The sequence below is a fragment of the Nonomuraea sp. CA-143628 genome, assembly GCF_050942315.1.
Classification (GTDB): Bacteria; Actinomycetota; Actinomycetes; order Streptosporangiales; family Streptosporangiaceae; genus Nonomuraea.
Genome location: NZ_CP192072.1, coordinates 2,627,245 through 2,650,107, shown reverse-complemented (window position 1 = coordinate 2,650,107; position 22,863 = coordinate 2,627,245). Strand labels below are relative to the sequence as shown.

Here is a 22,863-nt window from a genome sequence, read left to right as displayed (position 1 = left end):
CCACATCATCATCATGGCACCCATTTATTCTTACCTTTCGGGGGCATTTCGGACTTACCGCAGTAAGTTACGTGCAGCGGCCCAGATGTGGCAAGGGGACCGTTTCTAGAATTTCATCCTGCCACGTCATGATCATTAAGGCGATCTTGGAGAATTCTAGCCTCTGGAGCGCCCAACCGCTCGAATATCCCCAAAGCCTCCCGCCATGCCTCTTCGGCCGCACTCCTCCCATGAACCTGCAGAAGACTCTCACCGAGACGCTGGAGAGAACCCGCTACCAGCTGGGGATCTGCCGCATCTCTGGATAAAGAGAGCGCACGCTCATAAGTCCCCCGAGCAAGGACAAACTGCCCACTAGCCTGCTGAGTGTCACCAATCCTCTGAAGCGCACGCGCAGTTTCGTACAAATCCCCTATATCACCCGAAAGGGCAAGCGCCTTCTGAAAATGGATCAGCGCTTCAGCGGTCAGCCCCGCCTCCAGGTACATCGACCCGATATTGCTCAACGCGTCCGCCTCGTTCCGGCGATCACCGGTCTCGCGATAAGTTGACAAAGCCTCACGATAGAAATGCAAGGCCTCGTCGCGGCGCCCCTCACGGGCCATGACGCCGGCCACGTTGTTCAAGGCCACCGCCTCGTACTGCCGCCACCCGGTCTCGCGCATGACAGCGAGCGAGTCCCGGAAGAGTCTGAGCGCCTCCCGGTGATCACCACGGGCGAGGTGCAAATCCCCGAGATTGTTCAACAACATTGCCTTGGTGGCGACATCCCCGATCCCCTCCATGATCTCCAACGAGCTCTCGAAGACGGCCACCGCCTCCTCTGTCCGCCCCAGAGACGACAGCACGATCCCCGAATGCAGCAACGCGCTCCCTTCCCCATGCCGATCCCCCTCGGCACGGAACAGCGCGAGCGCCTCCTCCGCATACACCAGCGCCTCGCGGTTGCGCCCGGAAAGCCAGCACACGCCGGCGAAGTGGTCCAGAGCGTCGGCCTCGCCGCGCCGGTCGCCGAGGGCGCGGAAGACGCTGAGGCCGCTGGCGACATGCTCGAAGGCCGCGGCATAGTGGCCCGTACGGCTGCGTACCAGGCTGAGTTCGAGCTCCGCGCGAGCCTCCCCCTCGCGGTCGCCCATCTCCTGGCAGGCCTGGCGGGCGAGCTCGTGGACGCGGGCGGCCTCCTCCCAGAGCGCCGATCGTTCGAAGTACGTCGCGACGGCCTGCGAGAGCTGGGCCGCATGCGCCGGAAAGCCCCGCTCGGCGGAGTGACGTACACACATGAGCAGATTGGCCCGCTCGGCGCGCAGCCACTCAGCGGCAGCACGCGGGTCGCTCACGGACGGCGGATCCACGGCCGGATGGGTGACGTCCACGGCGGCGCGCCGCCTGTGCGGATAGAGGACGCGATCGGCCTGATCGGCGGTGTACAGGTAGAGGTCGAGCAGCCGGTGGACGGCTCGCCGCAGCTCCTCGACGGGTTCCTCCTCGGCCGCGCGTTCCGCCGCATAGGCGCGGAGCAGATCATGGAAACGGACCCGCCCGGCGTCCGGCTCCTCCACGAGATGGCGGTCGATCAGCTCCTCCAGGACGCGCTCCGCTCGCTCAAGGTCGCAGCCGATCAGCGCGGCCGCCGCGCCCGCGGTGAGGTCGGCGCCGATGTGCAGGCTGAGGCGACGGAAGGCGTGCCGCCGCTCCGGGGACAGCTCCCGGTACGACAGCTCGAACGTGGTGACGATGTCGCTGTCTCCCGCACGCATCTCGGCCAGCCGGTCCCTGGCGCGGGACAGCTTCGCCACCAGGTCTCCGACCCCGCGAGCCGGCCGATGGCGGAGCTTGTTGGCCATGATCGTGACCGCGAGCGGAAGGTAGCCGCACAGACGGACCAGCTGGTTGACGTCACCCGCGTCGAGCTGCCGGTCCTGGCCGACGATCCGGCGGAAGAGCAGCGTCGCCTCCGATGGCGCCAGAGCGTCCAGCGGGAGCGGTCGCGCTCCTTCGAGGCCGGCGAGCCGATGCCGGCTCGTGACCAGCACGAGGCAGCCAGGTGCCCCGGGAAGGAACGGCCGCACCTGGTCGGCGCCGGCCGCGTCGTCCAGCACGATGAGCATCCTGCGGTTGGCGACCCACGCCCGCCACAGCGCGGCACGCGGCTCCAGCGCCCCGGGAATGCGCTTGGGGTCCTCCCCCAGGAGCCGGAGCAGGGTGTCGAGGCCTTCGGCGGGATCGAGCGGCGGCTGGTGGGGATCGTGCGCGCGGAGATGGAGGTACCACCGCCCGTCCGGGTACCGGTCGGCCAGTCTGTGCGCCGCGTGGATGGCGAGGGCCGTCTTGCCGATCCCGGCCATGCCGTCGATGGCCTCGATCACGACCGCTGAGGGGGAACGATCCAACACGGTGTACAGCTGGTTCAGCTCCGCCTCTCGCCCGGTGAAGTCCCCGATATCGCGGGGCAGATTGTCGGCGAGTGGCCCGCCGGGAGTGCGGTGGCGGGCGGGCGGCACGGCCAGGTCCGGATCGCCGCGGAGCATGCGGTCGTGCGTGCCGCGCAAGGAGGGCCCGGGGTCGGCTCCGAGGTCGTCGGAGAGGCGGTGGCTGGCCCGGTGGTAGGCCGTCAGCGCGTCACCCTGGCGCCCGCAGCGATACAGGGCCACCATCAGCTGCTCGACGAACGACTCGTCATACGGATATTGGTCGACCAGCCCGTACAACTCCCCGACCAGTTCGGCGTGCCGGCCCGCGTCGAGCTCCATCGCCAGGCGGGTGCCGATCGCCGCGCGGTGCTCGCTCTCCAGGCTCGTCCGGAACTGCGTCACCCATTCCCCGGACAGGCCGGAAAGCGGATCGCCCCGCCACAGGTTCTCCGCTTCGCGGAGTAGGCGCAGCGCGTCTTCCGAGTGCCCGCTGGCCGCGATAGCTCGTGCCTGCGTGTTCAGTTGCCGAAAACGATGCAGGTCGATCTGTTGGGGGTCGACCTCCAGAACGTAAGCCCCGGAGCGGTTAATCAGCAGCGCCCGGGCATCGCCGAACCGCCGATTCAGACGGCCACGAAGTCGAGCGATATAGCTGTGGACGCTCTCGCGCACCTTTGTCGGCGGCGCGTCGCCCCAAATCCGGTTGATCATCGTTTCGATGGACACGGGCTGCCCAGGCGACAGGAGCAGGATGGCCAGGACGTACCGTTCCTTGGCCGACCCGAGCTCACACGCTTCCCCGTCGGACCACAACTCCACGGAGCCGAGTATTCGGAACTCCACGAGTGTCCTTTCACCGCTAAAGACCCACGTGCCGCCAGTTTCCCGCCTATTCGCTTAGTGGTCCATACGCACCCTTGATTTGACTCTTTAACTTCACGGTTGTTGCAAGGTTTTGTCCAGGCATGCGGCGGACCCTTGGATAGAGCCGTTGAAACGGGGATTACGGCCGGGCGAATACGGCGGCGCGAAACCGCGTCGTACGCGAGGTGGGGGGTCGAAAGCCCGATGTCCTGTTCAGAGGGGTACCACGTGCCAATAGGGCCGGACGCGGCGCGCTGGGTGACGCGCCGCGGCCTGCGGACTGTACTCGTGATCGTCCACACGGTCACGTCCGGGCAGAGTCTGCTGGACGTAGTCCGTCTTCTCGCCGCCGACCTGCGGGTCCAGGTGGTCTTCACCAAGGCTCCGGATGTCTTCGGCAACGGGGTGAGCGAGTTGCTCGGGCGGATCGGCGGCGTGGTGATGCCGTGGCGGCTGGCCATCCGCCAGCGCTTCGACCTCGCCGTCTCCGCCGCCTATGGGGGGATCGAGGAGGTTCACGCGCCGATCGTCGTCCTTCCGCACGGCGCGGGCTACCAGAAGAGAGTCAGCCGCCGGTTGGGCGGTGGCGCCGTCGCGGCCCGCGGCGTGTACGGGCTCAGCGCCCAGGAACTGGTCCGGGACGGCATGGTGGTCCCGTCGGCGATCGTGCTCGCCCACGACGCCGAGCGCGGGCGGCTGGCGCGAAGCTGCCCGGAGGCCGTCGCGGTCGCCGAGGTCGTCGGCGACGCCTCCCATGACCGGCTGGTGGCCAGCGCCGGAGAGCGGCGCGCCTACCGGCAGGCTCTCGGCGTCCAGGACGACCGCGAGCTCGTGGTGGTGACCTCGACCTGGGGAGCACGATCGCTTTTCGGGCGGCGTGCGGAGCTGTTCCGGCGGATGCTGGCCGAGCTGCCCCACGAGCGCTACCGCGTGGCCGCGCTCTTCCATCCGAACGTCTGGTTCGGCCACGGCGTCTGGCAGGTGCGATCTTGGCTGGCCGAATGCCTCCGTGACGGGCTCGCCCTGGTACCGCCCGAGGCGGACTGGCGTGGGGCACTTGTCGCGGCCGATCACGTCGTGGGCGACCACGGCTCTGTCGCGGTGTACGGCGCGGTCTGCGGTGCCTCGGTCCTGCTGGTGGGCGGTTCGGGAGACGACGTGGACCCGGAGTCCGCCGGAGGGCTGCTGGCATCGGCGGCGCCCCGGCTACGGCCCCATCGACCGCTGGCGGCCCAGCTGCGCGCAGCCGCCGCCGGCCACCGGAAGGGGCGGCACGACGCCGTCGTGGCCCGGCTCACCTCGGCCCCCGGCTGCTTCGACCGGAACATGCGGCGCCTGATGTACCGGCTGATGCGCATCACGCAGCCGCTCACCATTCCACGGACCGATCCGGTCCCCCCGCCCCATCTTTGAAGGAGAACCCATGGGCAGCAAGATAGTCGTAGCCGGTGTCAGCAGCCTCTACATGGCCATGCCGGTCGAGGAGTTCCCCATCCCGTACGCGTCGCTGCGGTTTCCCGGCTGGATGCGGGCCGAGGTGTCCGGGGCCGGGTGCCACATCGCCGACACTCTGCGCACCCTGGGCGACGAGGCCCGCCTGTGCACCTTCGTAGGAGAGGACGTCGCGGGCGAGGCGATCAACGCGTCGTTACATGCCCGAGGGTTGCTCGGGCCGGGGGTGGTAAAGGTGGCCTGCTCGTCGTTCGGCGTGGTGCTCGTGGCGCCGGACGGACGGCGCTCCGGGCATCCGTACGTCGCCGCGGTCAACGCCGTCGAATATCCCGTCGAGGTGTTCCGCCACCTGGTCCGTGACGTCGACCTCGCGGTCCTCACCAATACCGCGTTCGTCCGGCCGCTGCTGGGGCACGCGCGGGCGTCGGATGTGCCGATCGCGGTCGACGTACACCTGATCACCGACGTCGACGACGCGTACAACCGGCCCTGGCTGGAGGTCGCCGACATTGTCTTCTGCAGCCACGAACGGCTGGCCGGCCCGCCGGAACAGTGGGTGGCGAGCGTCTTCGAGCGCTATCCCGGGTGCGCGATCGCCGCGGTCGGCCTCGGCGGGCGCGGGTGCCTCATGGGGCTACGCGACGGCACCCTGATCGAGACCGCGGCCGTCGCGCCACGCGGCGTGGCGAGCACCGCCGGGGCGGGTGACGCGCTGTTCGCGTCGTTCCTGCACGGCTGGCTCGCCACCCGGAACCCCGTCACGGCGCTCAAGGACGCCGTGCTCCATGCGGGCTGGAAGGTGGGTGACACCTTTCCCAGTACGGCCTCGCTGACGGAGGCGGAGCTGGCCCGACTGCGGGAGAGTCACCCGATCACCACGTTCCTCGGTCGTTGGGACACCACCGCGTAGGGGAGGCAACTTGTCCGCCAGAGAGACCACGGATCACACCAGGCCATGCCACCGGGTCCTCGGCATGCCCGCAAACGACTACGCCAACATGCGAAAACATCATCGCCTTAACAGAATGTGACGATATCTTGACTGCGTGAATGCGGCCTATATCGACGAGAGCATGCGACGTCGCCCAAATGACGACAGCGTCTACGCGATGGCGGCAGCCCTCATAGATCCCGCGAACAAAAACGACATCCATGAGGCTCTAAGCGCACTTCGTCTCGGCAATCGCAGACGGCTCCACTGGCGGGACGAATCTTCCTCGCACCGGCTGCACATCGCCAAAACGCTCGCAGATCTGCCGTTCACCGCCCTGGCGGTTGTTCACGTTCACGGCAGGGACACCAGGCACGAGCGAGCGAGACGCCTGTGCCTGGAACGACTCCTGCACGAGCTTGGAGAACGGAAGACAGCTGAGGTCATCATCGAGAACCGTCCCGGCCAGGACCGCCTTGACCGCGGTCTCCTGACCGGACTTCGACGCGCACGCCGCGTGCCCCGATCCATGGAGGTTCGCTGGGAGTCGCCTCTCAACGAGCCGCTGCTGTGGGCCGCTGACGCCTTCGTAGGAGCGACAACGTGGTGGCTCGACGGACACCCGCAGTACTTCAACATACTCGCCGAGCAGATCACGCTGATCTGCACCGATTGAGAGGAAAACGCGAAGGCCGGGCACCCGATATCCCTCGGTAGTCCCGGCCTCACTTCCGCACTCCCAGGGGCACGGCGGCTTCTAGTGTGCCCTACACAGGGTGATACGGCAAGCGCGTTGCGAAGTCGCTGCCAAGCGAACTATTTCCTGTTGGGAAATAGTTGCCTCGGTCAACTCGCCATCCTCAAGGATCGACGTGATGTGCTTGTTGACGTTCGGCACGCCGGTGTCGAACAACTCGGCCATCTCCGCCTGCGTCAGCCAGACAGTCCCGTCGGCCGCCCGCATGCTGACCTCAGCGCGGCCGTCCTCCGTCCGGTAGAGAACGATCTCCCTGTGCTCACCGGTCACGTCCCTCGCATCCATTCCCGACCGTCTCGGCCGGGACGCGATCTTCTGGCAGACCGCCCACGTCCGCAAGCAGGCCCGGCCGAACGTGACCACCCCGACAACCCGCGCCTCCGGCATCACCGCGCTGCCGATCGTGGCCGACAGCGGCGAGCGGTACGGCTACCGCTTCCCCCGCCAACAGGTCGAGATCGTCAAACGACGGCTGGTGTGCGGGGACTACGCGGTCGAGGTGGCCGGAACGCTGTATGCCTGAGTCACCCTGAGCGCTTCGGCGAGTTCGGCCTGTGTGACCCCTAGGGCCTTGCGCATTTCGCTACCGGACTGGACGGCGAGTTCACCATCCTCGACTTTCCCGACAAAGAGGATCCTCCCGTCGCCATCAAGAGGGATTGTTCGGGGATATCTTCGTGGAAGCACCGGGCGACGTTGCCCGCTATCGCACGGCTGCCGACGCCGCTCGCCGGATCGCTCTGGCACCCGATGACTCCGTGACCCTGATCAAGGACGCGAGGAAGGCGATGCGATGACTGACGAGCAGGGCTGGATCACCAGCAGCCGCACCGGTAGTGGCCAGCAATGCGTCCAAATGAGGCCAAACGGCACAGGGGTCGCCTTACGTGATTCAAAAAACCCGTCCGGTCCCCAACTGCAGGCAGGTGCAGATGCCTGGTGTCCCTTCCTCATCGGGGCCAAGAACGGCTATTTCGAGCTGCCTGCTCCCCCGCCGGCAGCTACGGGCGGGACAGCGAAGCCAACGCCCGAGGATCTCAATCTGATCAGTACCAACTGGCTGCACGCCCCTGACCAGTCGGATGCTCGTCTGTTAATCGCGTTCGCCGGCAACCACGTCGCGATGCGTCTCTCCCCCACCGCTGAGACGCTCGTCTTCACGCTCGGGGAGTGGCAGGCATGGTTAGACGGCGCCAAGGACGGCGAATTCGACCATTTGACATAAACCCCTACGAAGTTAGCCAGGATGAGCTTCGTCGCCGAGCATGAACATCAGTGGCGACGCGCGCCTGACGCTGAGCCGGGAGACCTCGCGACCGATGGTGCGCCGTAGGCCGGCCTAACAGGGGTCCTCAGCTTTTGGCGGAGGTGCCGTCGATCACGAATTCGAAACGGCGGGTGGGTTTCGCCTGGATTTTGTGTGCTCCCCGGTTTGTGCCGGATCGGTTGCCGACGTGCGAACGACCACCGAGCACCTGCAGTGTGCTGGGGGCTCTCGCCGGCGCCGCAGTCAGTGACGAAGCCCGGTCCTCCACGAGCCAGGCACTCACATCAGGCAACCTTCCACGTACGATCACCGAGAGTGGCAACCAGATCAACCGTTCCGCCAAGCGCCGCAACGTAAGCACGAACGACTTCGATCCCGGATACTTCGCCGCTTTCGATCCGGGAGACCCTGCCCTGGCTCACCCCGAGCACTTCGGCGAGTTCGGCCTGTGTGACCCCTACGGCCTTGCGCATTTCGCTCAACTGATAGCCGCGCTGATATGCCTCTCTACGAACCTGGGCCGCCAACTGGCCCGCCTCACGCTCGGCGTCGCTACGGGGGTCGAGTGAGCGAGCCTTTGCCTTGACATCGCTCCACTTGGCGAATTCGGCGCTCATCGGCCCTCCTGCTCCTTCAACGCGATCAAATGCTCGGTGAACCGCTCATCGGCCAGCGGAATGGCCTCGTCGTACCAGGATTCCCAGTTCCCCGCCTTGTCACCAGCGACCAGGAAGATGGCTTCTCGCGCCGGATCGAATGCGAAGATCATGCGAATCTCGGTCGCGCCCGAGGATGGCGGGCGCAACTCTTTCATGTTGTGGTATCGGCTGCCTTTGAGACGGTCAACGAGCGGACGGCGCGCCGTCGGCCCCTCCTCGGCGAGTTGGTCGATGGCGTCCCGGATCAGATCCGCGGAGACCGGATCACTCACACAGATGGCCAGATACCACTCTTCCACCGCAGGGTGCAGACTGATCTCCCAGTTCACACGGCGAATATAACCATTTCATCATACCCGCGTCCGAGGAATCCGGCGAGACGTCAGCGCAACCCAGCTAACAAATTTGTCTATATGCCGTCAGAGACGACAGCGAACGCCGCCCCCTGCACAACATGGAGGTGACTGGAAATGACCAACAGCCATCACGTGATCTACAGGCGCTGCGGATGCCCGGATCCCGCGACACGCGCCTACTGGGCACTGAGCTTCGTGGACGACGCTGAGTTCGCCAAGATCATCGATAGCATCCGGGCGACTACGGGCGATGGTCAGCGAGCCAGCTACGCAACCTCACCTACCAGACGCCTCCCATGCAGGAGGCGCTCAAACAGAACCAGCGCGAGGTACGGCTCGATCTGGCCTCGCTTGTCCCCAGCGGCCTCCCCTCGTCGAGAGCGTGCGCGTCACCGGCGGTCTGCGCGGCCGATGGGCAGGCCGGGCCACGGCAGTCGCGCCGCCATCTGGACCAACTGGTCGAGCAAGCGCCGCGTCTGGACGGAGCAAAGCGGCCACGGGACCCTCATCGAGGCAGGGAAAACCAGACCACCTTACCGATGCAAGGACGCCCGTCCTGAGCGGGCAGGTGCCGTACGCCGCAGTCCCCTTGAGCCAGAGCGGCGACGGTAAGCAGGCCACGACCTCGCTCCAAGGCTTCGATCTCCAAGCAGTCGATGTCGGCCAGCGTCAACTCGGGGATTAGCTGAGGCGGCAGGTCCAATGGTCGGCAGTCGCCGTCGATGAACTCCACCACCGTGCGGCGATGGGTGTGGTAGATCCGCAGTTCGTACGGCGGACAGGCGTGCTTCTCGGCGTTGGCTGCCACCTCGCCGACCATGAGCAGGGCATCTTCGACGCGCTTCGGACTGATGGGCAGAGTGGTCAGGGCAGACAGCATTAGACCCCGGGCCTGTCGTGCGAGGGGAGCATCCGCCATCAGCGGCCACAAGAGGAGCGCCGGCAAGGCGGGCAGGGACGGCAGGCTTGCGGACGTCGTCGTTGACGGGCTCATCGATGAAGGCCTTCCTGGGGTCGGAGAGCGAGGGAAAGGCGCGCGAGACGCTCTCTCGCCCGGGGCGGAATGTGATGGAACAACTACATAAAGCAACCATGGGACTTCGTGGGGCTCGGCGGGGCGGAGCCCGTCTGCCCCTAGGAGGCCACATCCGCCCAGGTCACAGCCGCCCATTGGCTTGGCGCACAAGGGGTTTGCGTGTCATGCAAAGCCTCTGGCTCCAACGTGCCGAGGCGACTACGGTCAGTAGTGAGCGTGTGCCCGACAGGAAGCAGCCAGATGGCCCCGCCTTCGATGCAGTCTTCGACACATCGGCCCGCCGGCATCGCTGGCCGGGGCCATGGCGCGCTCGTGCGCATCGTCCGCCAGAGCGCAGGGCTCACGCTGGCCGAGCTCGGCGCCCGCACGGGCTATTCGGCATCCCAGGTCTCCCGCTACGAGCGCGGCTTGGCGCCGCTCACCGACCTGCTGGTGCTGCGCCGCTTCGCCCGCGCGCTGAACATCGCCCCGCAGGCGTTCGGGCTGACCAGCGATGCCGCCCCCGGCTGCCAGGAGTGGGTTGTCCCCGCAAGCGTCCTGCCGTCTTCGCCCACAGCCGATAGCGTGACGAACGGGCAAGCAGGGGAGGATGATCCGGTGCGGCGACGTCAGCTTCTGACCAACCTGGCCCTCACGGCCGCGGCCGTGACCGGTTCCCCGCTGCTGCGCTCCGGCGATCCGGTATGCGAGGCCGACGCCGGCGCCCTGTTGATCACGCGCGTGCGCGACGCCATGCTCGGCCTCGGCCCGGCTCCGGCCGAAGTTCCTGCCGGGCAGCTCAGCGCGGCGCTGGCAGTCGCGCACGCCGATTTTCACGCCTGCCGATATATGCGGCTGGCTGACCGGCTGCCGCTGCTGCTGGCCACCGCGCACGCCGCTGGCGACGCGACGGCAGACGGCGCCGCCCTGCTGGCGGAGATCTACACCTTGATCACGCGCATGCTCATCAAAATGGATGACCAACAGCTCGGCTGGATGGCTGCCGACCGGGCTCGGGTGCTGGCCGCGGGTGCCGAAAGGCCGCTGCTGGCCGCCGAGGCTGCCCGCCAGCTTGCCGTGCTGGCCCGCAAGGCCGGATGGTACGACCAGGCCATGACAATCGCGCTGAGCGCTGCCGATCACCCCGCGCTGGCCGATGAGTCCGATGCCCGGCACACGGCCCAACGCGGGTTGCTGATCCAGTCCGCCGCCTACACCGCCGCCCACCGCGGCGACCGGGCCGGCATGCGCGAGCTCACCGATGAGGCCGCCGTCATCGCCGCCCGGCTGACCGGCCCGCTGCTGCTGCGCGATCACGGCGGCGGCTTCACCCCCGCCACCGTGCAGTTGCACCGCATCTCCGCCGAGTACGCCGCCGGTGATGTCGGCGCCGCCATCACCGCGGCCCGCTGTACCCGCCCGGCCAGCCTGCCCACCACCGAACGCCGCGCTCGCTATTACACCGACCTGGCCCGCGCCCACGGACTGTCCGGCGGCCGGGATCAGTGCCTGGCCGCACTGCTGGCCGCCGAACGCCAGGCACCGCAGGAGACTCATACCCGCCCTGCCGTGCGTGACCTCGTCCAGTCGCTGCTGATCTCCGGCCGGACCAGCCCGGAACTGCGCGGTCTGGCCCTGCGCTGCGGTATCTCCTAACGCTTGCTCTCAGCGCGTCGGCGCGCCCGAGGCGACCCGGCAGCTCATGGAGGAATAGTGCCGGGTCCCTATCTCGGCCTTCTGGACTGAGTCCATTACAGGTCCGTCACCTCGTACTTCGATCGTTGGAACCTGACGAGAGATCGCTGAGCAGGACGGGTAGGACGAGTTCCTCCTCCACGCGCACCGCGTGGCGTTCCATCGCCTCCGCCAGGGTGGGATCCCACAACGTCGGACACGGCCGTCCGGTCAGCGCCGCCGGGGAGGCCGCCGCCGGAGAGGCCACCATGTGAAAGGCCGCTGCCGGAGAGCCCGCCGCCGTGGACGGCTCCGCTGGGGAAGGCTCTGCCGGCGAGAGCGCCATCTGGGAGAGCGCCGCCTCGTAGGCGGCGGTGTCGAAGCGCCAGGGCTCGAAGCCGTACCGGTCGTGGACGGCGGCGGCGATGGCGACGCCACCCCAATCGAAGTCACCGTGGTACGCGAACCGCCCGCCACCCTCCGACAGCAGGTCGAGCAGCCGCCAGACGGCCGCCGACGGCCGGCCGCCACCGCAGACCAGCGGCGGGCAGGATGGTCCCAGTTCGTCGGCGGCGGCCGCCACCACGACGGGGTTCTCACAGATCCGCACCAGCCCGGCACCGGTCGTGAACGGCGGCGATGGCGACGCCGCCCCAGAGGCCAGGGGTCCGTCGTGGCGGCGGAGTTGGCGCAAGGTCAACACGCAGGGCTCCCCTGCGGCACGGGCCGCCGCCAGCATGCGCCCGGTCGGCGTCCGATCGTCTCCTGGCAGGCCGAGGCAGAGCACCAGCGAGGACAGGTCGTCGAGGTGCACGCCGACAGCCGCCCACGCGGCGCGGCGGGCGTCCGCGCCGCCTTCCCCGGGGTACGCCCGGCCGGTGAGCGCCTTGGCCGCCGACAGCGCCAGTGTCCCCAGTGGCCTTCCCTCGTCGAGGGCGTGCGCGTCACCGGCGGTCTGCGCGGCCAGGCGGCCGATGGGCAGGCCGGGCGACGGCAGTCGCGCCACGACCTGGGCGAGCTGGTCGAGCAAGTGCCGCGCTTGGACCGGGTCAGGGGCGAGCCGCCTGACCAAGCCGGTGGACTCCAGCCAGGCCCGCCATCCGGCCAGCTCAGGGCGGGCGGCCGTCGCGGCGTCGAGGTTCCCGAACGCCTCGCGCCAGGCCGACGCCGCAGTCTCCCGTTCTCCTGCCAGGTCGCGTAGGGGCCCGCGGAGCCGTACCACTGCCTCATGGAGCCCTTCGGGGGCGGCGCCGCTGGCGCGCAGGACCCGGTCCACCTCCTCCAGGGAGACCGACAGCGAGGTGCCCGTGCCCGCGCGGCGGCCGAGCAGCAGTTCGGCCGCGCGGCGTTGGGCCGCGGAGGCGGTGCCGAGGGTGACCGTGCCCGTGAGCGGCCGACCGCGTTCGAGCCGCTGCCGGGCGCGTTCGACGAGCCACGCGGTCTCCTCACCACCCAACAGCCGCCGCAACCGCTCCTCGCCGGTCAAAGCAGGCTGTCCTGTACAGCGGCAGCGGAGCCAGCGTCGGCATCGATAGCGTCAGCCATGGCCTGGGGCCGCTCCGCCCGTGTCCGCTCGCGCCCATCCCACCGCCACGGCGTCACCAGGACGGCATCGATCCCGTCACGCCTGGTCAACTGGCAGATCGCCAACCCCGGCACCGACGGATAACAACCCCACTCACGTTCGCTGGTCATCACCACATCCATGTCGAACGTGGCCAGCAGCCCCAGGCACTTCGCCCGTGAATCATCATCAACCCCGGCAAAAGCCTCATCCAGCGCGACCAACCGCGGCGTGTACGGGTTGCCCGCCGATTTGTAGTGCGCCGACGCGGCGGCGAACAACGGCACAGACGCCGCCAGCACCCGCTCACCACCGGACGCGGGCCCGGTGGCGGGCCGCCACTGCCCGTCCTGGAGCCGCTGGATGGCGAACTCATGCCAGGTCCGATAGTCCAACGCTCTGGTCAGCGCCTCGGTCCAACCCGCCGCCGGGTTGTCAGCGTGCTCGCGGGCGATCCGCTCCTGCAGGAACGCCCCGACCGCCGCCCGATCCTCCAGCGACCAGGCGTCGACGATCTGCCGGAGTTTGTCGCGTACCCGATCAAGCCCTTCCGGAGCGTTCCTGGCCTGCTTCCACAGCAGGCGCAAGCGCATTCCGGTGGATGTAGGGCGGGCGGCCAGCTCGGCGTTCATCTCGCGTACCTCGGCCTCGGCCGCGGTGATCAGCTCCTGCAGGGTGCCGGCGACCTCGTTGAGCAGGTGGTTCTCCAGGATCTCGCGCTCCTTGGCCGACAGCAGCCGGGCGCGGTGCTCGGTCTCCTCGCCGAGCGCCGCCACCAGGCCGGGCACCTCCCGGGTACGGCCCTGGAAGTGCACGTCCACCACCATGACGCCTTCGCGCAGGGTCAGCCCGACCGAGTGACCGTGCCTGGCCATGGCGTCGGAGAGCAGTTTGTGCTCTTCGGCGACCTTCTTCTGCACCCGGTCCCAGGGACCCTCGCCGTCGTCAACGCTCTCAAGCGCGGCGTTGACGGTCCTGGCCAGATGCACGGCAGGGGTGGCCGCCCATTCGGCGGCCGGATCGGGGAGGTCGAGCTCGGGCAGCGCGACCCGCATCAGCCCGGTCGCCGCGAACGCGCGAAACTCGCGTACCTCGTCGTCGCGCGTGTCGGCCGCCTCCTTGATCTGTCGGCGCAGGCTCGCGCTGGTGGCCTCGGCCCGGCCCCGCTCCGTCAGCGCCTGCTGCTGGTCGGTTCGGGCCTGCTGCTCCTGTTTCGCCCGTTCGCGCAGCTGGAGCCGTACCTCTTCGAGGCGGCGGAACAGCTCTTCCACGGCGGCGCCGGCCGTCGCGGTCAGCTCCCGGTAGGTCTCGGCGGCGGCCTGCTCCTGTTCGCGCGCCTCGGCTGCCACCACGGCCGCCTCCGTCAGCGATTCGCGGGCCTGCGCGAGGTCGTCGGTGGCCTCCCGCGCGGCCTCCTCGGCCGTCCGCGCCGCCCGCGCGGCGGGCCAGAGCTCGGCCAGCGCCAGCCGGTACGCGGCCAGGCCCGCCTTGACCTCGGCCAGCTCCGCGGCGGCGACGGGCAGGCCGACGTCGCCCGCGAACTCCGCCGCCCGTTCCCGTGCGCCGCCCAGCTCGCCCTGCCGGTCCTGCGCCAGCCGCTCGGCCGCGCCGTGCTCGGCCGCCAGCTGGCCGCGCCGCTCGTGCTCGGCCGCCAGCTTGACGTGCGCCTCGCGGACGGCCGCGTCCGGTGGCAACGCCCGCTGCTCGGCGGCCAGGTGGTCCTGGCGTACGGCCAGCGCGGCCAGTTCGTCGCCCAGCGCGGTGATCTGTCCGTCAACCTCGGCGAGTTCGGCGCGGAGCGCGGTCAGCCTGGCCCGCCGGGCCGCTTCTCGCGCGCCTTCACCGATGTAGTCGGCGCTGACCTTGTGCCAGGACCCGGCCAGCACCCCGTTGCCCCACCGTCCGTCGACCGCGACCCACGTCGCCGCGCCCGGCCCCAGCCCGATCGCCGCCAGTACGGCCTCCACAGCGGTGTCCGGCAGCGCGGCGGCCCCCGGGTCGGCCCGGTCCACGGCGGGCCGCAGCACGACGGCGCAGGACGGGCCGGACACCGGCGCCCCCGCCACGATGGTCGTGTCGTCCTCGGCCAGGAGGGTTCCGGCGGGGGTCAGCCAGGCGTCAAGGATGCCCGCCGCTTCCAGCGCGGCCTCCAACCCGGCCCGATGTTCGGCGGGCACCGCGTCGGCGAAGTCCACGGCCCGCCACAGGGGCGCACCAGGACGGCCGTCGCGGGCGGCGCCACGGGTGTGCGGCGCGGGCGGGGCGTCGTGACCGCCCGCTTCCAGCCTTACGATCTCCTCCCCCAGTTCCCGGGCCTGCCGGCGCGCCGCGACCAGCGCCGCGTCCAGCTCGGCGCCGCGACGGCCGAGCGCGGCGGTGGCGGCGCGTACGGCGTCGTTGACGGCAGCTTCGGCCGGATTGGCGCCATCTGCGGTGTTCGCCCAGTCGGCCAGCGCGGCGAGCACGCCGTCGGGGTCCGCCAGCCGCAGCTCGGTCAGTCCGGCCAGGTAGAGCGTGTACGCCTGGACCAGCTCGGTGATCCTGGTGGCCGTGGCCTCTTCCGCGGCGGCGATGCGGACGGCCGACGTCTGGAGCTCGCCCGTCAGCCGGTCCACCTCCGTGCGGGCCGCGGCCAGCCGGGCCTCGGCCTGAGTGACGGCGTGGAGCAGCCGTTCGAGCTCGGCCACGGCGTGCTCCTGCCGGGTGGCGAGCGTCTCGGCGGCCGACCGGTCCAGCGACTCGCCGGGCAACCCGGCTTCCCGCGACTCGCCGGGCAACCCGGCTCCGCGTGGCTCGCCAGGCAACCCGGCTCCACGCGACGTGCTGGGCAACCTGGCCTGACGCGCCGCCCGCGCCGTCCGCTCCTGGGCGGCCGTCAGCCCGGTCGCCGCCTGGTCGGCCTTGAGCCGGGTCGTGTCCGCCCGCCCGCGCATCTTGTCTACCTGCCCGGTCAGACGGTCGCGATCGCGGTCGGCGCGGCCCGCGTGCTCGGCCAGCCGACGAGCCTCCTCGCCCGCCTGCTTGAGCCGCTCCGCGGAGCGCATCTCCGGGCTCTCCTGGAGGGCGTTGCGGCGGGCCTCCAGTTGGTTCTGGCGGGTGGCCAGGTCCGAGAGCAGGTCGTCGAGCTCCTCCAGCCTGGTCTCCGCCGCGACCTGCCGGGTCTCCGCCTCGCCCAGGTCGCGGCCCAGGTGCTCGTACCGGCTGTGCGCCAGGCGGGGGCCCGCCGCCTTGCGCTTGGCGGCGATAGTGGCGTACCGGCGGTAATGGGTGAGGAACGCGGACGCGGCGGCGCGCGCCTCCTCCAGACCGCGCAGGGCGTCGCGCTCCTCGTCGAGGCCCCGGAAGGCCTCGGCGACGGTGGCGATGAGGGTGGGGCTGAGCGGCGGCAGCGCCTCGGTGAGGGCCCTGGACAGCAGCTTCTCGTCCGGCTTCTTGGACAGCTGGGGCTGGCGCAGCTGGATGAGCAGGTTGACCAGCGCTTCGTAGCGGTATTCGCCGAGGCCGAACATCGCCTCGTCCACCGCCCGCCGGTAGTCGGCGGCCCGGTCGTACACCATGCCCTGACCTTCGACCGCCTCGCGCAGCTTCTCCCTGGTCAGCACCACTCCGGTGGCGGACAGCAGGTGCAGGTCGAGGCCGGGCCGCTGGGGCGTGACGAAGAACCAGTGCCGGACGATGCCACGGTCCTTGACCGCCTTGAGCCCGCAGCCGATCGTACGGAACTCGCGGGTGCCGTCGGCGGCGCGGCGGCCGAACTCCAGCCAGGCGTAGCCCAGCCGCTCGGCGTGCGGGTGCTTGCCGCCGAGCAGGAGATTCCACTCCATCCGCTTCTGCCGGTCACCATCGGGTTCGACCCGATGCGGGGCCAATTCGCCGTCCAGCAGGAAGGGCAGCGTCAGGGCCAGCACCTTGGACTTGCCCGTGCCGTTGTTGCCGCGCAGCAGCAACCGCCCGTCGTGGAAGTGGAACTCCTCCACGTCGTAGTAGAACAGGTCGACCAGGCCGGCGCGCAGCGGCTTCCAGCGCTCTGAGGTGGGCTCGGGGAGCATCACGTTCCTTTGACGACAGGGGCGTCGAGCGCGTAGCGGGCAATCGCCGGCAGCCCGGCGACGGTGTCGTGGCGGACTTCGGCCAGGCGCAGCGCGGTCAGCTTGCCCAGGGCCGTGGCCAGCAGGCCGTCCTCGGCGCCCGGCTCGGTCACGCCCTTGCGCCAGAAGGACGTGTGCTCGCGGGCGGCCTGCCGGACGAAGCTTCTGAGCTCTTCCATGCTCTGCGCACCGCGCGCGGCGAGCAGCTCGGCCACCAGCAACGCGACATGGCCGTCGGTACGCTGCTCGGGCATCCGTACGTCGGTCAGCTCGTCGTCCGGGTCGGCCATCGCGATGCCCTCGGCCCGCACCTCGGCGACCAGACCGGCGGCCTCCTCGATCCGGCGGGTGATCGCGTGCCGTTGGGAGGTCAGGTAGGCGCGCTCAGCCTCGTCCAGATCGGTGTAGTAGACGACGGGATCCTCCAGGAGCCGCCGGGTGAGACGACGGCGCAGCGCCTGGTTGCGCAGGTCGTCGGTGTCGGCGACCGGCTCGGCCGCCAGCTCCGCGATCCGCTCGCCGAAGGACTCGGCGGTGATCGTGGACGGGCCGCGGGTGCCGGTGAGCAGGGCGGCCAGCACCGGCCTGCGTACGTCGTACAGGACGTCGCCGGTGGCCGACAGGTAGGCGTCCTCGTCGCCCGCGACCTTGCGCAGCACGCCCCAGTCGATGAGCGTGCGGACCACGGCCACCAGGTCGGCGCGCTCCTGGCGGCTGTCCAGGGTGAAGGCGAAGTCCAGCTCCGGCTCCGCCGCCGCGTTCAGCACCTCTTCGGCGAGCCCGCCGAGCGTGGTCTGCGCGTCGGCCCGTTCGAGCATGGCGAGGGCCAGGCAGAGCACCACGTACCGCCGTCTTCCGTACGGTTCGCCGGCCCGGCCGCGCGCCGGATGGGTGGCGTCGGACGGGTCCGGCGCCGTCTTGAACAGCCGCGCGCTCTCGGAGTCGACGACCAGCCGCCAGCCCGTCTCACGGGTCAGCCAGTCGCGCAGCTCGCTCAGATGGCGCCGGACCAGCACCAGCTTGTCCGGATCGCGCAGCAGCGGGGCGGCCAGCAGGGCGCGTAGCGCGGTACGCCGCTGGGCCCGCTCCTCCTCCGGCGTCACGGCGCCACCATCAGGTCGGTGATCCCGACGTCCGGCGTCACGGTGCCACCATCAGGTCGGTGATCCCGACGTCCGGCGTCACGGTGCCACCATCAGGTCGGTGATCTCGACGACGTGCTCCGGCCCGGCCAGGACGCCGTCGTCGGTACGGATCTCGACCTGGCCGCCGCCAGGGACCAGCGCCAGCCGTACCTCGAGAGAGCCGTCGCTCGTCACGGTCTTCACCTCGAGGTCGTCGGGGTGCCGCGCGGCCAGCGCGTCGCCCAGCAAGCCGAGGAAGAGCCGGAACGCGCGCGGGTCCAGCACGTCCAGCTCCGACAGCAGCACCGGACCGTCCGTGCGCAGCCGCGCCCGCGCCGCGGCGGTCTCGGCCGCCTCGCGTTCGGCCTGCTCCAGCAGCAACCGGCGGGCCCGAGTACGGTCGGCCACCTTGTTCGGTTTGCCCCGCCGCTCATAGGAGCCGGTACGGCGCAGCTGCGGCGAGATCCTGATCGGCGACGCCTGCGCCCAGGGCGTGGCGGCCGGGACGTCCTGCCATTCGTCCAGCGTGGACGCGGTGACGCTGAGGTGCCGGGCCGAGGTCAGCCCGAACGCCGCCCGCCACAGCCGGTGCATGGACGCCTCGTCGGGCGCTTCGGCGAACCAGCGGGCCAGCGTACGGAAGTCGGCCGTACGGTCGGAGCGGCCCGCCCGCCGCTCGTTGAGCAACCCGACCGTGTCGATGAGCTGCTTGATCGCGGTCACCGCCGCCTGCCGCAGCAGCCGGGCCTGCGAAGGGTGACCGGCGTCCTGGGAGACGAACCAGTCCGTCAGCCCGCGCCAGCGGTTCCGCCACGAGCCGAGCGCCTTCTCCTGGGCCCGCCCCTGGTCCTCGCCGTCCGGCACCGCGTCGGCCGCCTCGCGCCGGGCGGCCAGCACCAGCAGCCGCTCGTGACCGCTGCCCTCCAGCTCGACGAGCAGCGCCGCGATGCGCGCCCCCGAATTGGCCAGGTCGGCGATGAACCGGTTGATGTAGTCGATCAGCCGCTCCTTGTAGGCGACGAACCCGTCCACGTCACCGTCGGAGAAGTCGATGGCCCGCCGCAGTGACGCCATGAACGCCTGCGCGTTGTCGGCCAGCGAGGAGAACCGTTCGGCCAGCGACAGCAACAGCAGGTGGACCCTGGCGGGGTCGGGCTCGTCCTCCCCGGCGAGCAGGGCCAGCGACCGCAACTGCTCGGCTATGTCGGCCAGCGCCACCGACTGCAGCGAGCCACGCCGGCCGATCGCCTCCTCGTAGAAGGCGATGGCCTGCTCGGCGGCCTGACCGGCCGGGGTGAGCTGGAACAGCAGGCGTTTACGGTGGAACTCCTCGACCGTGGTGACCCGGCCGGTGTCGGCGTCGGCACGCAGATTGCCCCACTCCACGAGCTTGTCCAGCGCGCCGGCCAGCTGCTCGTCACTGTCGCGCCGCAGCTCGACGGCCACGTCCTCGGGCCGCAGGTGCACGATGAACCGCTCTTTGGCGCTGACGAACGTCCGCAGCACGTCGCGGTAGAGGGCGGCGTTCGGCGCACTCAGATGCGCGAAAGGCTGTGGCTCTGGGGGCGACGAGGACATGAGGTCAAGTGTCCCTCATGTCCTCCGCGTCAAACGGGGATTTCCGCTGTCGGTCGTGTCTCTCTCAGCTGAGTGAGCAGCTCACCTGGGGCAGCGCGTTGGTGGTGTTGTTCCAGGTGGCGGTGAAGCCGAAGGTCGTGGACGCGCCGACCGGCAGGTTGCCGTTGTAGCTCGCGTTGCGTGCCGTGACGGCGGCTCCGTTCTGGGTGAGTGTGGTGTTCCAGGATTGACTGATCTGCTGGCCATTGGCGAAGGTGAAGGTGGTCGTCCAGGCGGTGGAGGCGCTTGAGGAGGTGTTCTTCACAGTGACCTCGCCTTGGAAGGCGCCGCCCCACTGGGAGATCACCTTGTAGGTGGCGGCGCACCGGGCGTCGGTGGGCGGAGGGGTCACCGGCGGGGTCACGCCGCCGAGTGCCTGCGCGAGCGGCGGGTACCAGCGGTCGGCCATCTTCTGGAAGCCGGTGTCGTTGGGGTGGACTCCGTCGCCGGTGTCGGTGGCCGCGTTGAAGCCGGTCCACAGGTCGGCGACGACGATGGGCGACTCTGCGGTCGTGAGGCCGGCGGCCCAGCCCGGGATCGCGTTGTCGAGTGCCACCACACTGGCCGCGCAGGTGGGGCAACTGGACGGGTTCATGGGGATGATCTGGGCCACGATGATCTTCATGTTGGGGTTGTTGGCCCTCATCTGGCCGACCAGCTTGGTGTATGCGGCGAGGACGGTGCTGGTGGGGATGAAGCCACCCCACATGTCGTTGGTGCCCAGGTGCATGAGGACGATGTCGGGCTTGGCCGCGGCCAGCCACGGTGGCAGTTGGTTCTGGTCGGCGATGCCGGTCGCGGCGTAGCCGCCGTGGCCCTCGTTGTCGCCGTCGTAGGAGTAGCCGTAGTTGCAGCCGCCGTCGGGGACGCTGCCGACAAAGTCGATGTTCGTATATCCGGCTGTCTGTAAGTGGTGCCAGAGCATGGCGCGCCAGCAGCCGGGGCCGGCGGTGATGGAGTCGCCGAGCGGCATAACGCGGACGGGGGCCGACAGCGCGGGCAGGGCGACGCGGACGGGGGCCGTCGCCGACAGCGCGGGCAGGGCGACAACACCGAAAGCCAGTAGGAGTGCGACGAGGACGGCGTACAGGCTGGATCTGCGACGCATGGCTGGCTCCAGGTAGCGCGGCCGGGCCCGTCGGCTGACGGACCCGGCCGAGAGGGGGCTATGAGAGTGGGTTCTGGGTGAGCAGGTGTGCCTTGAAGCCCTCGCCGTACGTGCTGGTGGGCGTGCCGTTGTAGTCCGTGATGAGCACGTTGCCCTGGCTGCAGCCCCACGGGTTCCAGGTCCAGGCCGTGTACCCGACGCCGTGCGCGTCGGCCCAGCTCATCACCTGGTCGATGTAGTCGTGCGCGCAGGAGTTCTGGCCGATCTCACCGGCCTGCAACGGCACCTGGGCCGCGACGGCGCCGACCTGGCTGTTCCAGCAGGCGGTGTTGGAGCAGGTGTTGAAGTTGTAGGTGTGCCAGGCGGCCATCAGGTTGCCGGTCGGATCGGTCGGCTTGTACGTCAGCCACTGGCTCAGGTCGTTGGACCAGGCCAGCCCGCCGAGCATGATCACATTGGTGGCACCGGTGGCGCGCACCGTGTTGACCAGCGACTGCATGCCGGCCACCTGGTAGCCGATGCCGGTGCAGGTGCCGCCGTCACGCCAGCACTTCCAGCCGGCGGTCGCGTCCCAGTTCGCGGCCGCGTCCGGGTAGGGCTCGTTGAACAGGTCGAAGACGACCGCGTTGTTGCCCTTGAAGGCGTTGGCGACGCCGGTCCAGAACGTCGGGGCGTACTGGGCGTCGGGCATCGGCTTCTGGCAGGTCGCCGTGGTGTCGGCGCAACCGGCGCCCTGACCGGTGTACTGGCCGTAGTTCCAGTGCATCTCCACGATCGGCGTGATGCCGTTGGCGACCAGCAGGTTCACATAGGTTTTGACGTTCTGCTGGTACATGGCGCCGCTGGGGGTGCCGTTGGTGCCGTTCCAGCACTCCTCGTTCAGCGGGATCCGGACCGTGCGGATGTTCCACGCCTTCATCGCGTCGACCGAGGCCTGATCCACCGGGCCGCTGTCCCACATGCCCTTGCCCTGTACGCAGGCGAACTCGCCGCTGGCCCGGTTGACGCCCAGCAGACGGTAGGTGGCGCCGGCGGCGGTGACCAGCCGGTTCCCCGAGACGTGCAGCGCGGGTGCCGCGCCTCCGGTGCCGCCGTCGTTGTCGGCCTCGGTGGCGTTCACCGTCACCGACGTCAGGCCGCTGGATGCCACGGTGATCGGCCGGGTGCCGTTCGCGGTGTCGCTGTCCTCCGAGGCGCTCAACGTCACCGTCTGCGGGGTGTTCCAGTTGGCCGGGGTGAAGGTCAGGGAGGCTCCGCCGGTCACGGTGATGTTGGTGTCACCGGTGCCCGCCGTACTGGTGACCGTCACGTTGCCGGTCGGCTGGGACTGCAGGCGGACCGTGAAGCCGCCGGTCCCGCCCTCGGGCACGCTCACGCTGGTGGCGGAGGCCACCAGAGCCTGCTGCGTCCCGCCGCCACCGTTGCCGGTGCAGGAGACGCTGGGCGGGTTGTTGTTGACGCCCCCGGTGTAGGTGCCGTTGAAGCCGACGGTCCAGGTTGCCCCGGTGGCTTTACTGGCGTTGTAGGAGAGCGGCTTGATGGTGATGACCGCGCCCGCGGGGGTGGGTGTCGCCGGGGTGGGTACGCCTTCCCACATCTGGGTGATCACCTGATTGTCAGGGAAGTCGAAGCTCAGTGCCCAGGTGGTCAACGGGTCGCCGGTGTTGGTCACCGTGATGTTGGCGCCGAACCCGCTGCCGCTGTCCCAGCTCTTGGTATAGGTGGCCGAACATGACGCGGCGGCGTCGGCCGTGCTCTGGACGGTGGCGAGCCCGAATGCGGCCAGCAGTACGGCGGCTGCGGCCGTCAATGCTCTGCGCCACAGGTTCCGGCGTAATGGCATGAGGGGTCCTCCGCGACGGGGGATTGGGAGCGCTCCCAACGATCTGCCCGCCCCGGTTCGCCTCGCAAGAGCGCCTCAGCGCCGGAAAGCCGGCACCCATCCCGACCTTGGACAAGACCGAGAACCCTGCTGA

At 69.6% G+C, this 22,863-nt stretch carries 18 protein-coding genes; 7 read left to right on the top strand and 11 right to left on the bottom strand.

Going from position 1 to position 22,863, the window contains the following annotated elements:
- Positions 1-113: 113 nt before the first annotated feature.
- The gene (locus ACQP2T_RS12430; protein ID WP_433516290.1) at positions 114-3,254 is read right to left on the bottom strand and encodes a BTAD domain-containing putative transcriptional regulator; all 3,141 of its coding nucleotides are present in this window, start codon (positions 3,252-3,254) and stop codon (positions 114-116) included.
- Between the two features lie 249 nt (positions 3,255-3,503).
- On the opposite strand from ACQP2T_RS12430, the gene ACQP2T_RS12425 reads away from it, so the two are divergent.
- The 3 genes from ACQP2T_RS12425 (at position 3,504) to ACQP2T_RS12415 (ending at position 6,334) form a co-directional block, all read left to right on the top strand.
- Positions 3,504-4,688 (top strand): hypothetical protein, encoded by a 1,185-nt coding sequence (locus ACQP2T_RS12425; RefSeq protein WP_433516289.1) that lies wholly within the window; start codon positions 3,504-3,506, stop codon positions 4,686-4,688.
- A gap of 10 nt (positions 4,689-4,698) precedes the next feature.
- Positions 4,699-5,637, top strand: a complete 939-nt coding sequence (locus tag ACQP2T_RS12420) for a carbohydrate kinase family protein (RefSeq protein WP_433516288.1) — start codon at positions 4,699-4,701, stop codon at positions 5,635-5,637.
- A gap of 136 nt (positions 5,638-5,773) precedes the next feature.
- The gene (locus ACQP2T_RS12415) at positions 5,774-6,334 is read left to right on the top strand and encodes a hypothetical protein (RefSeq protein WP_433516287.1); all 561 of its coding nucleotides are present in this window, start codon (positions 5,774-5,776) and stop codon (positions 6,332-6,334) included.
- Positions 6,335-6,415: 81 nt separating this feature from the next.
- Here ACQP2T_RS12415 and ACQP2T_RS12410 read toward each other — a convergent pair whose 3' ends face one another.
- Positions 6,416-6,685: a hypothetical protein gene (locus ACQP2T_RS12410; RefSeq protein ID WP_433516286.1), complete on the bottom strand. Its 270-nt coding sequence runs from the start codon at positions 6,683-6,685 to the stop codon at positions 6,416-6,418.
- A gap of 85 nt (positions 6,686-6,770) precedes the next feature.
- Between ACQP2T_RS12410 and ACQP2T_RS12405 the strand changes: the two genes are divergently transcribed.
- The 3 genes from ACQP2T_RS12405 to ACQP2T_RS12395 all read left to right on the top strand — a co-directional run bounded on the left by ACQP2T_RS12405 (position 6,771) and on the right by ACQP2T_RS12395 (position 7,640).
- Positions 6,771-6,938 (top strand): hypothetical protein, encoded by a 168-nt coding sequence (locus ACQP2T_RS12405; RefSeq protein ID WP_433516285.1) that lies wholly within the window; start codon positions 6,771-6,773, stop codon positions 6,936-6,938.
- Between the two features lie 154 nt (positions 6,939-7,092).
- Positions 7,093-7,212 carry a hypothetical protein gene (locus ACQP2T_RS12400; RefSeq protein ID WP_433516284.1) on the top strand — a complete coding sequence of 40 codons (120 nt, stop codon included), beginning with the start codon at positions 7,093-7,095 and terminating at the stop codon, positions 7,210-7,212.
- The gene (locus ACQP2T_RS12395) at positions 7,209-7,640 is read left to right on the top strand and encodes a DUF397 domain-containing protein (RefSeq protein ID WP_433516283.1); all 432 of its coding nucleotides are present in this window, start codon (positions 7,209-7,211) and stop codon (positions 7,638-7,640) included. The genes ACQP2T_RS12400 and ACQP2T_RS12395 overlap by 4 nt, the downstream gene beginning before the upstream one ends.
- 326 nt (positions 7,641-7,966) lie before the next feature.
- Here ACQP2T_RS12395 and ACQP2T_RS12390 read toward each other — a convergent pair whose 3' ends face one another.
- From ACQP2T_RS12390 to ACQP2T_RS12380, 3 genes are all read right to left on the bottom strand, one after another.
- Positions 7,967-8,299, bottom strand: coding sequence for a helix-turn-helix domain-containing protein (locus ACQP2T_RS12390; RefSeq protein ID WP_433516282.1), 333 nt, complete (start codon positions 8,297-8,299; stop codon positions 7,967-7,969).
- The gene (locus ACQP2T_RS12385; RefSeq protein ID WP_433516281.1) at positions 8,296-8,670 is read right to left on the bottom strand and encodes a type II toxin-antitoxin system RelE/ParE family toxin; all 375 of its coding nucleotides are present in this window, start codon (positions 8,668-8,670) and stop codon (positions 8,296-8,298) included. Before ACQP2T_RS12385 ends, ACQP2T_RS12390 begins: the two co-directional genes overlap by 4 nt.
- 532 nt (positions 8,671-9,202) lie before the next feature.
- On the bottom strand, positions 9,203-9,577 hold the full coding sequence (locus tag ACQP2T_RS12380; protein ID WP_433516280.1) for an ATP-binding protein: 375 nt from the start codon (positions 9,575-9,577) through the stop codon (positions 9,203-9,205).
- A 468-nt stretch (positions 9,578-10,045) separates the two neighbouring features.
- Here ACQP2T_RS12380 and ACQP2T_RS12375 point away from each other — a divergent pair, with 468 nt between their 5' ends.
- Entirely contained in the window at positions 10,046-11,368 is a 1,323-nt protein-coding gene (locus tag ACQP2T_RS12375) for a helix-turn-helix domain-containing protein (RefSeq protein ID WP_433516279.1), read from the top strand.
- A gap of 106 nt (positions 11,369-11,474) precedes the next feature.
- Here the strand turns inward: ACQP2T_RS12375 and ACQP2T_RS12370 are convergent, their stop codons facing one another.
- The 6 genes from ACQP2T_RS12370 to ACQP2T_RS12345 form a co-directional block, all read right to left on the bottom strand.
- Positions 11,475-12,872, bottom strand: coding sequence for a TIGR02679 family protein (locus ACQP2T_RS12370; RefSeq protein ID WP_433516278.1), 1,398 nt, complete (start codon positions 12,870-12,872; stop codon positions 11,475-11,477).
- A complete protein-coding gene (locus ACQP2T_RS12365) occupies positions 12,869-16,999 on the bottom strand; it encodes a TIGR02680 family protein (protein ID WP_433516277.1) in 4,131 nt (1,376 codons plus the stop codon). Before ACQP2T_RS12365 ends, ACQP2T_RS12370 begins: the two co-directional genes overlap by 4 nt.
- Positions 16,999-18,141, bottom strand: a complete 1,143-nt coding sequence (locus ACQP2T_RS12360; RefSeq protein ID WP_433516276.1) for a TIGR02678 family protein — start codon at positions 18,139-18,141, stop codon at positions 16,999-17,001. Before ACQP2T_RS12360 ends, ACQP2T_RS12365 begins: the two co-directional genes overlap by 1 nt.
- Before the next feature lie 78 nt (positions 18,142-18,219).
- On the bottom strand, positions 18,220-19,740 hold the full coding sequence (locus ACQP2T_RS12355; protein WP_433516275.1) for a TIGR02677 family protein: 1,521 nt from the start codon (positions 19,738-19,740) through the stop codon (positions 18,220-18,222).
- 64 nt (positions 19,741-19,804) lie between these two features.
- The gene (locus ACQP2T_RS12350; protein ID WP_433516274.1) at positions 19,805-20,887 is read right to left on the bottom strand and encodes a cellulose binding domain-containing protein; all 1,083 of its coding nucleotides are present in this window, start codon (positions 20,885-20,887) and stop codon (positions 19,805-19,807) included.
- A 58-nt stretch (positions 20,888-20,945) separates the two neighbouring features.
- Entirely contained in the window at positions 20,946-22,730 is a 1,785-nt protein-coding gene (locus ACQP2T_RS12345) for a cellulase family glycosylhydrolase (RefSeq protein ID WP_433516273.1), read from the bottom strand.
- Positions 22,731-22,863: the final 133 nt, after the last annotated feature.